Source organism: Succinatimonas hippei YIT 12066 (assembly GCF_000188195.1).
Taxonomy (GTDB): Bacteria; Pseudomonadota; Gammaproteobacteria; order Enterobacterales; family Succinivibrionaceae; genus Succinatimonas; species Succinatimonas hippei.
In genome coordinates this window covers 20,849-36,762 of sequence record NZ_GL830989.1, presented here as the reverse complement: position 1 = coordinate 36,762, position 15,914 = coordinate 20,849, and the positions used below count along the sequence as shown (strand labels likewise).

Genomic DNA, 15,914 nt, shown 5'->3' with positions numbered 1-15,914 from the left:
TAGTTAGTAAATCAAGTCAACAAGACCGGTACTGAATACAGGTACGAAAGTTAAAAGCAGCAAGCAAATGACGAGCAGGATGTAGAACGGAACTGCTTCTTTAATGAAGGTACCCATCGGGCACTTGGTGATGGAGCAAGTTACGAACATCAGCGTTCCCATCGGCGGCGACAAGGCTCCGATTGCGAAGTTGAAGATTACAACCATTGCAAACTGGATTTCGTTGATGCCGAAATGGTGAGCTAAAGGAGCAAGCAGCGGAACCAAGATGATCATAGCGGCGTTGCCTTCAATGAACATACCGACGATAAGGAGGAATACGTTCACGATAAGCAGGAAGATAACGGCGTTGTTCAAGTGGTCGATAAAGAGCTGAGTGCAGTACTGAGGAACTTTTTCACGGGTCAATACCCAGGCAAAAGCGGATGCGGCACCGATAATCAGCATAATGCTTGCGGAGGTTAAAATGGTTTCCTTAATGCCGACGATAATGTCTTTAAAGCGCATTTCACGGTAGACAATACCCAGCATCAAAGAGTAAATGATGGCAACGGCACCGGCTTCTGTCGGGGTGAATGCGCCGATACGGATACCGCCGATAATGATGATAGGCAGGCATAAAGGCAGGAAAGCACCTTTAAAGGTAGTCCAAATGCGCTTTGGTGAGGTGTCAACGCGAACGGGATTACGATAGCCGCGCTTGTAGGAAACGAATCCTACCAAGATCATCAGAGCAACGCAGAGGATAAGACCCGGGCCGATGCCTGCGATAAACAATTTACCGATAGATACGTTGGCAATTGAGCCGTAAATAATCATCGCGATTCCGGGCGGAATTAGCGGGGTGATAATTGCTGAGGTTGCGACTAAAACGGAAGCGAAAGCATTGGAGAAACCGCGCTTGCGCATTTCAGGAACCAGCATTTTTGCTTCCATTGCGGCATCGGCAAGGTTTGAGCCTGACAATCCGCCCATGAGAGTTGCAACCAAGACGGTAACGTGACCGACTCCGCCTATGATGTTGCCGACAATTGATTCACAGAATGCGACGATACGTTTGGTTACGCCTGTGTAATTCATGAATACGCCGGCGCAGACGAAGAACGGAATGGCAAGCAAAGGAATTGATTGTGAGCCTGCAAGTACGCGCTGTACCAAAATCGCCTGGCTTAATTCAGGATGCATCGCAAAGTAAGATACTGCGGCACCTAAAATTGCGATGAATACCGGTACTTTCATAAAGAGCAGTACCAGCATGAGAATGGAACTGAAACCTACTGCAAAATCCATGATTAGGCCTCCTTACTTACTGCGGGGGCTTCGTCTTTCTTTACAAAGAAACCCTGATAAAAACTATAGGTATAGCTAACCATCATGAGAATGCAGCCTACCGGAATGATGCCGTTAATAAACCACATCGGGATCTGCAAGATACTGGTGGTCTTGCCGATCTTGACCATAAGGGCCAGCAGATCGCCGCCTAAGATTAAGAGGTATATCAAAATACCCATGACGATGACGTAAATGATTACGTCAAGGATCTTTTTGGCAGCTTTAGGCAGCAGTTCATAAACGATTTCGATGGCTACATGGCTGCCGTAACGGAATGCGGCACCGGAGCCTAAGAAGGTTACCCACAAGAAACACCATAACTGAACTTCTTCTGCCCAAATGATCGGGCTGTCAAGCAGGTAGCGGAAAATTACGCCGCCGAACGTGACTACGATCAGCACGACAAGCGCAATTCCGGCGCAAACCATGTCCAGATTGGCTAGAATTTTTTTATTATCCATAGTCAATTTCTCTAAATTAAAAAGGTTTTTAAACCGTCTGCAAAAACGGCAGACGGTGATTTAAGGCATTACTGCATTTCTTTTTTGACAGTATCGTAAAGGCCCGGAGTCCAATCTTTGAAGTCAGGTAAAGAGTAGAACTTCATAGCAGCATCTTTAAGCTCTTTCTTGAATTCTTCTGACGGCTCGGTAATGGTTACGCCTTCATCGGCAAATTTCTTAAGTATTTCCTGTTCGGCTTTTTCCTGAACGCCGTTTTGGTATTTACCGGCTTCATCGCAGGTTTCTTTTAAGAGTTTTTGCTGATCGGCAGTTAAGCTGTTCCAGAAATCAACGCCGACAACGAGGTTGGTTACGTTATAGACATGTCCGTCAAGCAGCAGGTATTTGGCAACTTCGTGGAATTTACCGTTATAAAGTACGGCAAGCGGGTTCTCCACACCGTCGATGGTTCCCTGTTGGATTGAGGTATAAACTTCGCCCAAAGCCATCGGAGTCGGGGTTGCCCCTAATACTTCAAAGCCTTTAACCTGAATATTGTTGGTAGGAACGCGAACCTTTAAGCCGTGGAAGTCGGCAAGTTTGTTAACGGGCTTGGTGGTTAAAGTGTGGCGGGCGCCGTAACGCCAATCGGTTGAAACGATATGGATATGGGCTTTTTCTTCAAGCAGTTTCGACTGTTCCTGATACCAGGGGCTGGCATTTAATTTAAAAGCCTGATCCCAAGAATCAAAAAGGAACGGTCCGAATACGATACCCATGTCACGGACTCCGCGGTCATAGTAGAAAGCGCCGTCGGTCAAGGTGCAGACCGGCTCTCCGGCTACCATCTGATCCATGATGTCATCTTTAGAACCTAACTGGCTTGAAGGATAAAGTTCAATCTTCATTGTGCCGTTAGAACGCTGCTCTAACAACTCTTTCCATTTTTGGCATCCCTGATCAAAAGGTTCTCCGGGATGGTTTTCATATCCTACGCGTAAGATGATGGGCTCAGGTGCGGCGGCCGCAGTAGCAGTTGATTCGGAATTGCTTTTTGCGGAGTCATCACCGCCGCATCCTGATAATGCGATTAAAGCTGCGGCTGTAGCAGTCAGAGCAAACTTAAATTTCAGCATGGGTAGTCCCTCTCTTTTATTAAATTACTTGTATAAATATCAGTGGAGCTGATACTAAGTAATAAGCAAGAATCGTGCCAACTTTTAAAAACGTTGATAGAAAGGGACTGTTGAAAACGTTTGTTTTAATTTGAAACAAATCAATTATATTTTCTGTTTCATAATGTTTCATCCTGAAACAGAAAAAGTGGTTAAACTTCACATTTAGCTATTTTTGTCGGTAAACAGTTTATTTTGTTTACGCCAGAGCGAAGATCGGGATAGTCCTGATATTTGACAGACCTCTTTTATGTTGTGAATACTCAGCAGTTTTTTGATGTAAATAGATGATACGGTATCAAGACTTGCATCTTTAGGGATCCGCAGCGTTTCGTAATCTTCATTGCTTTCATTTTCGCTTTCGTTATTGTCAAAACAGTCTCTTAGGTAGGAAGTGCGTATGTGCGGCCCGTTAAAAGAGCATGCTTCGGCGATATTTTTAAGCTCACGTACGTTTCCGGGCCACGGATAATCCGTAAGCAATTGTCGTCCTTCTTTGTCGATAACCACTTCTTCTTCATAGCAGTTTAATTCAGCAGCTACGAATCTTATAAATAAAGGCACGATATCTCCGATACGCTCTTTAAGCGGTGGAATACGGAGTTTCAACACATTGATGCGATAATATAGGTCGTAACGGAATTTGCCTGTAGCGCATAAAGGCAGAATCTTTTTATTGGTAGCACAGATAACCCGAATATCAAGAGGAATAACTTTATCATCGCCGATGCGCATAACTTCACGTTCTTGCAGTACGCGTAAAAACTGACCTTGAAATTCAAGCGGGATTTCGGTTATTTCGTCAAGGAAAATAGTTCCTCCCTGCGCCATTTCAAATAGTCCTTTTTTGCCGGTTTGCCTTGCCCCGGTGAACGCTCCGTCAACGTAGCCGAAAAGCTCACTGCCTATAAGCCCCTGGGGAAGAGAGGCGCAGTTTACCGACACAAAGGGCTTGTTGCATCGATAGCTTGCGTTATGAATGCTTTGGGCAAAACCTTCTTTACCGACTCCCGTGGCTCCGGTGATTAGAACTGTGGAATCGGATTTGGCAAATTTTTTGGCAAGCTCTACGACGTCAATCATTATCGGATCAACAAAGAGTAAATCGGAAAAGTGAATTTTGGCATAAAGTCCTTGAGCATAAGAGGCAAGTCTTATAGCTTTTTCCGATTGTTCAATAAGTGCCCCTTCCTGCATAATAGCAAGATAGTGGCTTTCGTCAGCATTTTGTCTTAACTCAAAAGTGTGAATGATGATTTGCCGGTTACTGATTGTAATGACGTGCGGGTGCGGATGAATTTTATCGAGATACTTGGCAATCTTGGTACACCATTGTTCTTTGGGGATATTTTCAAAAATCTTGACGGCTTCGTCATTGAAAAATATCGGAAGCTGTTTATTGTCAAAGATGACGATGCCTTCTTCGATATTGTCAATAAGACTGTTTAGCTGCTGAATCATCAGCTCTTGATTATGTAAAGTTTTTTCAACGGCGATGGCATCAAAGATTGCCCGGCGCATTGAGAAAAAATCCGAGTCGATGTATTCACACTGGATATGATGTTTATGCGCGGCATTTACCGCGGCAACGCAGCCTACTATTCCGTCGGCACCGTTTTTGATGCAGTGATCTACGGCAAGCACGATTTCGTCGGCATTGGAACACGGTATGACCGTAACCTTTTCGATACCGAAAGAAATGTCGGCAGACGTCATACCGATAATGTTGTCATGCGTTACAACGCCGATATTGCGGCATCCTCTGCGTATCAGCGCTTCAATGCCGATTGCAACGTCATAAAAGGAGGCGTAGATATCAATTACGACGCGATCGGGAAATTTTTGCCGTAAAGCTTTGGCCGAACCGCCGCGGCTGATGAAAATTTTGGCGTCAGGATAATTTAATGCTAAAGTGTCGAATCCTCCCAGATCGTTGCCTACGACAATAGGTATGTCGATATGTATCTCGGCAAGAACTCTTTGTGCCAATTGGGCTAAATGCTTAAAAGGTGCGACAATTAAAATGTTATCCATGATCTTCGTTTTTTATCTGCGCTTTTGTGAGATTGATGACGCTGTAATTATTTTAAATATGTAAAAATTTTAGCATAGTAGACAAATTATGCTTGCTTCATCCTGATAATAAGTAGCAGCGGTAAATTATGATAAAAACAGATAACAGTCTTGAGTTTTCTTTAAGTCAAAAGCAAAGCCATGTTTTAGCTTTGAGGCAACAGCAATCCTTAAAGCTTTTACAGTTATCTGCCGTGGAGTTGAATCAAGCATTAAATGAAGTAGCAGAACGCAATCCTTTTTTAGACGTCAAGCAAAACGATGAGAATTTGGCTTCATTTGAAGATTTAAATAATGCATACGATCTTTACGACAATGATATTTCTTCCCATCCTGTGGAAATAACGCCGGATGAAAACACTAAGCTTGAAAGCAACGGTCGTTTAAGTCAATCCGATTTTATTTTAAAAAGCTCAGCAGTAGATCCGTTTTTTGAAAATGACGCTAAAGCTCAAAGCCTTCATGATTCACTTTTATTTGAGCTTAATTTAGCGTCACTTTCAGTAAAAGATAAAGAAATAGGGGAATGGCTTATTGATGGTATTGACGATGACGGTTTTTTGCAAACAAGACCTGAAGATATCGCTTTTAAGCTGTCTTGTACGGAAGATGAGGTTTTAAGCGTTTTAAAGCTTATTCAGCATTTTGATCCGCGCGGCGTGGGATCAAGAAATGTAAAGGAATTTTTGTTGCTGCAGCTTAAAGATGAGTCGTCTTCTCCTTTAAATTCTTTATGTATTATGATGCTTGAACAGTATGAAGATCTCGTCATAAGACACGATTTTAAGGGGCTTAAAAATAATATTAAGTGTGATGATGAGACTTTAAAAAAAGCTCTGACAAAGTTGGCTTCCTTAAAGCCGCGTCCTTATATTCAGATAGCAAAATCGCAAGAGCTTGATGTTATTCCCGATCTTATCGTGCAAAGGGGAAACTTAGGCTTTAAAGTAGAGCTTAATACCGACAAATTGCCTAAAGTTTTTATAAATAAGAAATGCCTAAAACTTCGCAGGCAAGCAAAAGATCCTAAAGATATAAGATTTTTTAAAGACAATTTTGAAGAAGCAAAATTTATCATTTCAGGATTAAGCAGGCGTTATGAAACGCTTTTAAATTTGGGACAATTTATTTTTAAAAGACAAGAAAACTTTTTATTGTCAGGAAAAAACGCCTTAATCCCCCTTACTTTAAAAGAATGCGCTTTAGCGCTTGGCGTTCATGAATCTACCGTATCCAGGGCTATTTCTCAAAAATATGTTTTGACTCCTTTGGGGACTTTTCCTTTAAAGTCCTTTTTTGCCGTAAAGATTAAAAATATCGGCGGTAAAACTGATGAAAAAGAAAAATCCGGAACTGCGGTTCTAGCTCTGATTGAAAATCTGATAAAAAATGAGGATAAAAGAAAGCCGTTATCTGACAGCAAGATTGTAATGCTGCTTGAAAAAGAAGGAATAAGTATTGCAAGAAGAACGGTTGCTAAATACCGGGAAAAATTGAGAATTGCTCCTGCAAGTGAAAGAAAAAGTATTTTTTAACAATGAAAGAAAAGGTTAGTAACACATATATACTCGGGTTAAAAAGAGGACAGGTAAAACTTGTGCCCCATCAGACTGATTGGCATAAGGATGCTGCTGGTGTAATAAAAAAGCTAAAAGAAATTTTGGGAAATAGCGCGATTGATATTCAGCATGTAGGCAGTACCGCGATTTTAAATATTTGCGCTAAACCGATTATTGATATCGCTGTGGGAGTTGGGAATGTTGCGGATATTCTTTTGCAAAGAGAAGCTCTTGCCCGGCACGGTATCATTTATCGCGGGGAGGATGTAAAAGGTCAGATTTTGTTTGTTCTCGGGGATTTTTTACAAGATACGAGAACTCATCATATTCATGTAGTTAAGTGGCAAGGAAAAGAATGGAACGATTACATTAATTTTCGTGATTTTCTTAATTCCAGCAAAGAGTCCGCCGACTTTTATGATAAAAGCAAACGCATTTTAGCTTTACGCTTTTCAAATGATCGTAAAAGATATACGCAGGGAAAAAAGAAAATAATTGATGAGCTGTTGTTAAAAGCAAAAGGCTGGAGACAAAGCCGAATTCACGCTGAGAATACGTAAGAAACGGCTTCATATTGGGATAATTTTCGGTGCTTTTACTAAAAGATTTTTTATACACCTGTTGAACCGAATCCTTTGTCTCCCCGCTCTTCAGTTTGGCTGAATTCCTGACAAACTTTGAATTTGGCGTGAATCACGGGTAAAAAGACCATTTGCGCAATACGCATACCGACTTCAATGACAAAAGGGGATGAAGAGCGATTCCACAGCGGTACTAAAATCGGACCTTGATAATCAGAGTCGATAAGACCGGTAAGGTTTCCAAGGACAATGCCGTGCTTGGTGCCAAGTCCTGAGCGCGGGAAAATAGTCGCACAGACATTTTTATCCGCAATGTGCATGGAAAATCCCGCCGGAATGAGGCGGGTTTCCCCGGAATTTAAGACGGTATCTTTTTCTACCATGGCTCTTAAATCCATTCCGGCAGCTCCGCTCGTCGCATAGTCAGGCAGCGGAAAATCTGTACCTAAGCGTTTATCTAAAATCTTTAACTCGATATCAAGATCCATGCTGTTTCCTTAAGCTTTTTTGTTCATTTCAAAAATAAGATCCATAAGAACTCCGGATAAAACCTCCTTTGTCATCTTAGGGAATGCGGCAACCTTACCCTCTTTATCAAAAACGGTAACTGCATTGAAATCGCTGTTAAAACCGATATCCTGCTTTGAAACGTCATTGAGAACAATAAGATCAAGGTTCTTTTTAACGATTTTATCTTTGGCATAATGTTCTATATTGTTTGTTTCTGCGGCAAATCCTACGGTAAATGGGCGTTTATGTTCCATATGTCCTACCGTGGCGATAATGTCAGGATTTTTGACAAGTTTTAACGTAAGTTCATCAATGCCGTCCTGCTTTTTAATTTTTTGATCCGATACTTTTTCGACACGGTAATCGGATACGGCTGCACAGCCTATGACTATGTCATTGTCTTTGGCATGCTCGGTTACTGCAAGGAACATATCCTGCGCGGTTTTTACCTTAATTGCTTTTACGCCGTCAGGGACTTTAAGTGAAACCGGACCTGAAACCAAGGTTACCTCAGCTCCGCGGGCAGCTGCTGCGGCAGCTAAAGCATATCCCATTTTGCCTGAGCTTCTGTTAGTTAGTACGCGTACCGGATCGATTGGCTCTTCGGTAGGACCTGCGGTGATAAGAACCTTCTTACCTGCGCCTACGGCTTTTGGCAGTAACTTGGTTTGGGTAAGTTCAAGAGGAGCGTTAGGGGGAGGCAATAACGTTTCCTCGGAGAAAGTAAGGATCTGATTGTTTAGAATGGCGCAGACGATAGCACAGATTTCAGACGGCTCACGCATCCTTCCCGTGGCGATTTCTCCGCAGGCAAGCTCTCCTGTTGCAGGTTCAATTACATAAAAACCGCGTTTTCTTAAAAGCGCAATGTTGTCCTGGGTCGCCTGATTTAAGTACATACGCGAGTTCATGGCCGGTGCGATGATTTTAATGCACGGAGCGGCAAGAGTTACGGCAGTTAGCATGTTGTCAGCCATGCCGGCTGCGAATTTGGCGATAGTGTTTGCCGTGCAGGGCGCGGTTAAGATTAGATCTGCGTCAGCACCGAGTGAAATATGATCAATGTTTTTAGCATCTGAGAAAATTTCAGAGGCAACTTCATGTCCGGTTAATGCTTCAAGAGTGGTTTTTGAGACGAGTTTTGAAGCCGCATCTGTCATCACAACATGGACATCAGCTCCTTGCTTGATTAGAAGGCGAGCAAGTTCACAGCTTTTATAGGCTGCAATTCCTCCGGTGATTCCGAGAATTATTTTACGGTTTTGTAATTGCATTCCCATCTTGGCATCTCCTTTTTATTTTTATCTTATTATCTTTTTTAATTATAAGTGTAATTTTAGGAGCGTTAGAGACTGAATATGCAATGCTGCAATATTCAGCGTAAAAACGTTTCCGATAAGTTGAACGTGGTTATTATTTTTATCTTTTCAATAGCCTTTTTTTACATGATAAAAATATTCTTGTAACAAAAAACGAAAAAGATTAATGAATTACATTTGAAAAAAGTTTAAGGAGCAAGTCGTGAATATTGTTGGGGACGTGGAAAATATACTCAAGATTTTGTTTTTGTACATTAGTACGACACTGCCGTAAAGCGGTGTTCAACAAATTAACTCTTTAGATGAAAAAGAAGGGATGATACGTAAAATTGTGCGGTGGATTAAGACTATAAGATCTTAGATTGACCGATATTGTTATGATCGGGAATAGCTATGGGATACAATGAACTAAAGTTAGTTAAAAGAGAAATTTTTAATGTTATACACAAAGCGCGTTGAGTTTATTCTTCAGGAATTACAGCTAGGCAAGTCGGTAAAGGTTGCGGATTTAAGCAAGACACTGCAGGTCTCGGTTGATACTATAAGAAGAGATTTGAAGGCGCTTGAGCAGGAAGGGTTAATAAAATATGTAAGAGGCGGGGCGTGCCTTCCTGATTCAATGCTCTCTTTTTCCAATTTTACCGGTAGGGAAATCGTCAACGCCCAGTTAAAGCGTGAAGCAAGCAGAAAAGCTCTTGCCTATATAAAAGAAGGGGATATTGTTGCAATAAATTCCGGGACGACGAATACTGTTCTGGCTCAAGAGCTTGCCGGTTTAAACAAGCGGTTTACCGTTGTCACCAACAACTATGCGGCTCTTACCATCTTGATGCAGAACCCTTTGATTAAGCTTATTTCCATAGGCGGAGATGTGGACGGACTTGAGCGTTCTTCATACGGAGCCCAATGTGTACGAGAGTTTGACGAATACATTCCTGATATTGCTTTTTTGTCGATTAACGCGGTTAATGCTTTAGACGGCTTTACTGATTTTCGTTTAAACGAGATCCCGATTATCAAGTTATTGGCTAAAAACTCTAAAAGAGTAATTGCGGTAATGGATTCAAGCAAGTTCAACAAGATTTCAAAACGAAAAGTTCTGGCGCTTGATGACGTGGATATTCTTATTACCGACTCGCAGGCTAAACATTTGGAAACATTTATTAAAGAAGGGTTAAACGTTAAATAAGCGTATAAAATTATCGTTGAGACTGTTTTATTAAAATTTATTGACAAACATTAGATTCTCTCTTTTATTTTAGCAGCGGTAAGTTTTTGTTGCCCGTGTTTGATTTTTCGTTTTTAGTACACAAAACTGCAAAATGCAGCATATAAATTTAATTATTTGCTGTTTATTTATATAAATAATGTTCGTAATTTTCTTAATGCAAAAAATATTTTTACTGTTTTTATATATAAATTTATCTATTTTTCAAATAAATAAATCTCTTAACACGGATTTAATAAATTTTTAACCAATTCATGATTGTTTATGCTGTTTTCTCTTTAATATACTGCACACAACAAAGCAAAATAAAGCAAAATATATAAAGGAAAACAACATGTCTTCTCAAAACAAAATATCTGCAGTGGTTTTTGATTGGGCCGGAACTACGGTTGATTACGGTTCAAGCGCCCCCAGTAAAGTTTTTGATATCGTTTTTTCAAAAAACGGCATTAATCTTACTTTAGATGAGATTAACGGTCCGATGGGTATGGAGAAAAAAGCTCATATCAGATCTTTATTGTCTTTAAATTCAGCAAAACAGCAATGGTTTAAGCATTACGGCAGAGAGTCCGACGAGAAGGACATTCAAAGGTTATATGAAGAATTTGAGGCTACCTTATATGAAATCGTAGCAGATTACAGCAAGCCTATTGACGGAGTGTTACAGACAGTTATCGCTTTAAGAACTATGGGAATAAAAATCGGATCTACCACCGGGTACAACTCCCAGATGATGGAAAAAGTAATTCCCGCCGCAAAGCAGTTAGGCTATAGCCCTGATTGCGTCGTTACCCCGGATAAAACCGGAGGATACGGTCGTCCTTCTCCTTTCATGCTTTTTGAATGCATGCGTCAATTAAATGTATATCCTCCCCGTTCGGTCGTAAAAGTAGGGGATACCGTCGTCGATATTTTAGAGGGCGTCAATGCGGGAGCTGTCAGTGTCGGCGTGCTTAAGGGCTCAAACCTGCTCGGATTGTCCGAAGCCGAATACGAATCGATGTCTTATTCCGATCTTAAAGCTAAAAAAGAATTGGCTACCAAAAAATATCTTGAGGCGGGTGCTGATTACGTACTTGATTCAATAAGCGATCTTCCAGAGCTTATCAACAAGCTCAACGAGACTAAGTAAAGGCAGGATAGGCAATGAATCATTATTTCAATCCGGTGAAAATCTGTCAGGGAAAAGGGTGCCTTGCAAAATTACCCGACCTTCTGCAGTCGCTTGTTGCAGATAAAGGATCGGATGTGCTGCTTATTGTTTGGTCCGAGTGCGTTCTTGAACATGAAATAATTAAAGATCTTTTAAATAAGCAGGACGGTTATAAGGTTCATCCTGTGGTTTTTACCGCCTCAAATCCTTCCGTTCAGGATTTATACGGAGTATATGATCATACCCGTAAGCTTAATTTGGGAGCCGTGGTGGGTATCGGCGGCGGATCGGTTCTGGATGTGGCCAAATCTTTATGTTGTTTGCATGATCTTGATATTTCAAACATTGATGAGCTGCGTACGGCAATCATTGATAAGCGCTTTACGGAAAATAAAATGCCGTGGATCGGCATACCTACAACCGCAGGCACCGGCAGTGAGGTTACCTGCTGGGCAACGATTTGGGATCCTGAAATAGAAGTAAAGCGCTCGGTTGAAAGCAAAGAGAACTATGCTTACGCGGCATTAATCGATCCTGATTTGTCTTCAACTTTACCTTTAGCACTTGCGGTTTCTTCAGCACTTGATGCCGTAGCCCACGCTGTAGAAAGTTATTGGGCAAAAGCGTCAAACTGTGTTTCAAAAGCACTTGCCTTAAGCGCCATCCGTGAAATTATGCTGCATATCGACGGCTTGTTCAGCGAAGATTTTGCAGCCCATGATGCAATGTCAAAAGGCAGCATGCTTGCAGGGCTTGCCTTCAGCAATACCAAGACAACCGCCTGCCACTCAATTTCCTATCCTTTAACCATGCATTATCACATTCCGCACGGGGTGGCGGTAAGCATGCTGCTGGCTCCCGTGTTTACGCTTAACTTGCCGCAAATTGAAGATCCCAAGTCTTTGCTTGCAGCGTTGGGAGTTAAAGATGCCGATGAGTTTAAAGCACGTATTAACGGGCTTTTGACGCGAGCATCGATTAAAAGCACCTTGTCCCAATGGGGCGCTGACAAATCGGATATCGAGGCTTTGGTCCCTCTTTGCATTACCAAGGGTCGAGCTGATAACAATCCGGTTTTATTAACTAATGAAAATATAGCTTCAATACTTGAATCCATCTACTGATAAGAGGAAAAGAAAGATGAAATTTTTAAATAAAATCACTGCTGCAATCTGCGGCGCGGCAATGTTAGCCGGTATCGGTCAGGCAGCGGCAGGTGAAGATGACGGAGTATTTACCATTGCTTACGCTCCGAATGAATCTACTACTCAAAGTGCAGATGCCAGAAACGGTTTGGCTAAAGATTTGGGTGCTTTTTTAGGCTGTGAAGTTGAAGAAATTCAGTCAACTGACTATAACGCCATTGTTGAAGCATTACGTACCGGAAAAGCTGATATGGCATACATGGGGTCGCAGGCTTTGGCTCTAGGCGTTACCCGCAGCAAGATGGAGCCTATCGTGATGAAAGCTGCTGACGGCGATAAAGCTAAAGCTATTTACCATTCAGTTTTTATTGTTAACAGCGCTAACAAAGATATTAACTCCATACAGGATTTTAAGGGCAAGACCATAGCATTTGTTGATCCGGGGTCGACTTCCGGTAATCTGGTTCCTACTGCCGAGATTATTAAGGCATTCCCTGCAGAAAAGCTTACTTCAGAAGAACTTCACGCAAACGGTGATTTCTTTGAAGCCGTAAGCTTCTCCGGATCTCATCAGGCCGGTTTGCAGGCTATTGTCAAGGGTGATGTCGACATTGCACCGATTTCCGATCAGATTTTGGCTTCTGAAATCGAGCACGGAAATGCTCCCAAAGATGCCGTGCGCATCGTTCACGAATCTGCGGCAATTCCGGCAGAGTGCATGGTTGTAGCCGAGCATGTTGATGCCGATACACGTGCCAAGCTGCAGCAATTTTTAACCTCATATGATAACGAGCAGTATTTTACCGACGTTATTAAGCTGCCGCATTCCCGCTTTGTTCCTTGCAGTATGGCTGATTACGCGCCGATCATTGAACTTAACAAGATTATCAACGAACTTTAATAACAAAACGGGCATGTAAAAATGAAAACAATATTGAAATTTGACGGCGTAAGCAAAATTTACTCAAATGGCGTACATGCTCTTAAAAACGTGTCATTTGAGATTAAAGAAGGAGAGTTTGTCTCAATTATCGGACCGTCGGGCTCCGGTAAATCAACTCTTCTGCGCGCCGTCAATCAATTAATCACGATTTCTGAAGGAAAAATCATTCTTGATGACGAGGAGATCTCAAAGCAAAAAGGTAAAGATCTGCGTAATCAGCGCCGTAAGGTGGGAATGATTTTTCAAAACTACAATTTAGTTTACAGCTTATCGGTTTTACAGAATGTTTTGCACGGACGACTTGGCTATATGAGCGGTTTAAACGGTATTTTAGGTCGCTATAAGGAAGAAGATAAGATTGAGGCTTTAAATCTTTTAAATGAACTAGGGCTTAAAGATTTTGCTTATAACCGGGCAGCCGATCTTTCCGGAGGACAAAAACAGCGTGTCGGTATTGCAAGGGCTATTATGCAAAATCCTAAGATCCTTTTGTGTGATGAACCCATAGCCTCTCTTGATCCGTCAAGCGCTAAAACCATTATGGATTTGCTTAAATCCATGACGGCAAAACGCAATATAGCATGTCTTGTAAATCTTCACCAACTGGATGTTGCGGTTAATTACTCAACTCGCATTATCGGATTGTCTAAAGGTCAAATTATGTTTAACGACAGTCCTGAAAATTTAAATGCCGCCATGATTGAAAAGATTTACGGAACCTCCCGTGAAAATCTAATGATAGGAAATACCCAAAATGCATCATAAGATCCCGCTAATCCCGCAAGATCTCAAAAAACTTTATACGGGATTTTTAATTGCAACGGTAATAGTATTTTGCATCAGTACGTTTGTTACTAAGTTTAATGTTTTCACCTTGTTTGCAAACGGCGACTCGATTTGGAAGTTTATAAGCGAAGATTTTTTCCCGCCTAAGCTGCCGAAAATGAATCGTCTGCCTGATGTTATGGAAAGCGTCTTAGTAACTCTGGCTCTTGCAATGGCGTCGACGACTATTGCCGCGGTTCTTGCTTTTATCACTGCATTATTCGGCAGTGAAAAGATTTCGCCTTTCCCGAAAACAGCTAAGTTTGTACGCGGTTTTGCAACCTTTTTAAGAAACATCCCTACTTTAGTATGGGCTTTTATTCTGTTTTCTTCATTAGGCATCGGTACCGGCGTAGGCTTTATCGCTTTATGCATTACAAGCTTTGCGTTTATGGTCAGGGCATTTGTCGAAACTATGGAAGATGTATCAAATGACTGTGTAGAAAGTCTTGAAGCAGTCGGGGCTACTTTCTTTCAGCGTGTAAGTCAGGCGATTTTGCCTTCATGCTTAAGCGGTTTTATCGCATGGTTTTTATATTGCATTGAAGTCAATATCCGTGCCTCTACCATTGTCGGTATGGTGGGCGGCGGCGGAGTCGGCCTTACTTTGTTTTCCTATATTAAGACTTTCCATTATGACATTGCCTTTAGCATTATTTTAATGATTGCAGTGATGGTGATTTTGGTTGATCAGTTAACCGGCAAGTTGCGCAGGGAGCTTTTAAAATGAGTGAAATAGTTATGAATGACGTTTTTGCAAAACAGCAAAGGCCCCAAAAGATTCCGGTAAAATGTAAAGACAGAAACAAAGCTATTCCCGTGTTTTTATGGTCGGTTTTGTTTCTTGCGTTAGCCAGCCTTTTTTATCTTGATATCAATTGGCCTAAGATTTTCTCGAGGATCCCGGATATCGGAACGATTTTCTGGAATTTAGGGCATTATGATTTTTCAAAAATCGATTTAATCTTAACCTCACTGCTTGATACCATCTGTATTGCGGTCCTTTCATTGCTGTACAGCATGGTGTTAGGCATCTTTTTTGGCATGTTTGCCGCACGCAACGTGTTTAAGATTAATGCTCTGTCGGTTTTCGTGCAGTCGTTTTTCTCTTTTTTAAGAGCGGTTCCTACTCCTATTTGGGTTCTTTTAATGCTCGTATGTTTAGGTATGGGGCCAGAAGCCGGTGTTGCCGGTCTTTGCGTACATACTACGGCTTTTTTTACTAAGTCTTTTGCCCAGAGTTTTGAAAGCATCCCGGAGGAGACCTTGGAGGCATTGGAAGCTACGGGAACGACTCGCGTAAATGTGTTCTTTAATGCGGTATTGCCTGCAGCCTTGTCACAGATTGTCGCATGGTGCGGCATGCGTCTTGAGGTTAATTTCTCCGAGTGCACGATTTTAGGAATGGTCGGCGCCGGCGGTGTAGGTTTTGTGATTTCTACCAGTTTGCAAGGTTACGATTACGGTACTGCCGGTGTGGCAATTACTCTTGTTTTCATCGTTGCCTACTGCATTGAGCGTATGTTCGTAAGAATCAAGAAAAAGTTTAACTAAAAAACTCCAGTGTTTTCGTTATTTGCACCTGACGGTTTAGGCTGTCGGGTGTTTTTTTGTCAAATTGGTAAATA

At 41.7% G+C, this 15,914-nt stretch carries 15 protein-coding genes; 9 read left to right on the top strand and 6 right to left on the bottom strand.

Going from position 1 to position 15,914, the window contains the following annotated elements:
• Positions 1-3 precede the first annotated feature (3 nt).
• The 4 genes from HMPREF9444_RS05165 to HMPREF9444_RS05150 all read right to left on the bottom strand — a co-directional run bounded on the left by HMPREF9444_RS05165 (position 4) and on the right by HMPREF9444_RS05150 (position 4,984).
• On the bottom strand, positions 4-1,290 hold the full coding sequence (locus HMPREF9444_RS05165) for a TRAP transporter large permease (protein WP_009143326.1): 1,287 nt from the start codon (positions 1,288-1,290) through the stop codon (positions 4-6).
• A 2-nt stretch (positions 1,291-1,292) separates the two neighbouring features.
• Positions 1,293-1,793: a TRAP transporter small permease gene (locus HMPREF9444_RS05160; protein ID WP_009143325.1), complete on the bottom strand. Its 501-nt coding sequence runs from the start codon at positions 1,791-1,793 to the stop codon at positions 1,293-1,295.
• A gap of 68 nt (positions 1,794-1,861) precedes the next feature.
• Positions 1,862-2,911 carry a C4-dicarboxylate TRAP transporter substrate-binding protein gene (locus HMPREF9444_RS05155; RefSeq protein ID WP_009143324.1) on the bottom strand — a complete coding sequence of 350 codons (1,050 nt, stop codon included), beginning with the start codon at positions 2,909-2,911 and terminating at the stop codon, positions 1,862-1,864.
• Positions 2,912-3,115: 204 nt separating this feature from the next.
• Entirely contained in the window at positions 3,116-4,984 is a 1,869-nt protein-coding gene (locus tag HMPREF9444_RS05150; RefSeq protein WP_009143323.1) for a sigma 54-interacting transcriptional regulator, read from the bottom strand.
• Between the two features lie 128 nt (positions 4,985-5,112).
• Here HMPREF9444_RS05150 and rpoN point away from each other — a divergent pair, with 128 nt between their 5' ends.
• Positions 5,113-6,558, top strand: coding sequence for an RNA polymerase factor sigma-54 (gene rpoN / locus HMPREF9444_RS05145; RefSeq protein ID WP_009143322.1), 1,446 nt, complete (start codon positions 5,113-5,115; stop codon positions 6,556-6,558).
• Positions 6,559-6,620: 62 nt separating this feature from the next.
• Entirely contained in the window at positions 6,621-7,142 is a 522-nt protein-coding gene (locus tag HMPREF9444_RS05140; protein WP_198002760.1) for a GrpB family protein, read from the top strand.
• A gap of 50 nt (positions 7,143-7,192) precedes the next feature.
• Here the strand turns inward: HMPREF9444_RS05140 and dut are convergent, their stop codons facing one another.
• A complete protein-coding gene (gene dut, locus HMPREF9444_RS05135; protein WP_009143320.1) occupies positions 7,193-7,651 on the bottom strand; it encodes a dUTP diphosphatase in 459 nt (152 codons plus the stop codon).
• A 9-nt stretch (positions 7,652-7,660) separates the two neighbouring features.
• The gene (coaBC, locus tag HMPREF9444_RS05130) at positions 7,661-8,953 is read right to left on the bottom strand and encodes a bifunctional phosphopantothenoylcysteine decarboxylase/phosphopantothenate--cysteine ligase CoaBC (RefSeq protein WP_009143319.1); all 1,293 of its coding nucleotides are present in this window, start codon (positions 8,951-8,953) and stop codon (positions 7,661-7,663) included.
• Positions 8,954-9,428: 475 nt separating this feature from the next.
• Here coaBC and HMPREF9444_RS05125 point away from each other — a divergent pair, with 475 nt between their 5' ends.
• The 7 genes from HMPREF9444_RS05125 (at position 9,429) to HMPREF9444_RS05095 (ending at position 15,840) form a co-directional block, all read left to right on the top strand.
• Positions 9,429-10,181, top strand: coding sequence for a DeoR/GlpR family DNA-binding transcription regulator (locus HMPREF9444_RS05125; protein WP_009143317.1), 753 nt, complete (start codon positions 9,429-9,431; stop codon positions 10,179-10,181).
• A 373-nt stretch (positions 10,182-10,554) separates the two neighbouring features.
• Positions 10,555-11,352 (top strand): phosphonoacetaldehyde hydrolase, encoded by a 798-nt coding sequence (gene phnX, locus HMPREF9444_RS05120; RefSeq protein WP_009143316.1) that lies wholly within the window; start codon positions 10,555-10,557, stop codon positions 11,350-11,352.
• Between the two features lie 14 nt (positions 11,353-11,366).
• On the top strand, positions 11,367-12,497 hold the full coding sequence (locus HMPREF9444_RS05115) for a phosphonoacetaldehyde reductase (RefSeq protein ID WP_009143315.1): 1,131 nt from the start codon (positions 11,367-11,369) through the stop codon (positions 12,495-12,497).
• 16 nt (positions 12,498-12,513) lie between these two features.
• Positions 12,514-13,419, top strand: coding sequence for a phosphate/phosphite/phosphonate ABC transporter substrate-binding protein (locus HMPREF9444_RS05110; protein ID WP_009143314.1), 906 nt, complete (start codon positions 12,514-12,516; stop codon positions 13,417-13,419).
• A 21-nt stretch (positions 13,420-13,440) separates the two neighbouring features.
• The gene (gene phnC / locus HMPREF9444_RS05105) at positions 13,441-14,226 is read left to right on the top strand and encodes a phosphonate ABC transporter ATP-binding protein (protein WP_009143313.1); all 786 of its coding nucleotides are present in this window, start codon (positions 13,441-13,443) and stop codon (positions 14,224-14,226) included.
• On the top strand, positions 14,216-15,016 hold the full coding sequence (gene phnE, locus HMPREF9444_RS05100; RefSeq protein ID WP_009143312.1) for a phosphonate ABC transporter, permease protein PhnE: 801 nt from the start codon (positions 14,216-14,218) through the stop codon (positions 15,014-15,016). The genes phnC and phnE overlap by 11 nt, the downstream gene beginning before the upstream one ends.
• Positions 15,013-15,840, top strand: coding sequence for a PhnE/PtxC family ABC transporter permease (locus HMPREF9444_RS05095; RefSeq protein ID WP_009143311.1), 828 nt, complete (start codon positions 15,013-15,015; stop codon positions 15,838-15,840). Before phnE ends, HMPREF9444_RS05095 begins: the two co-directional genes overlap by 4 nt.
• Positions 15,841-15,914: the final 74 nt, after the last annotated feature.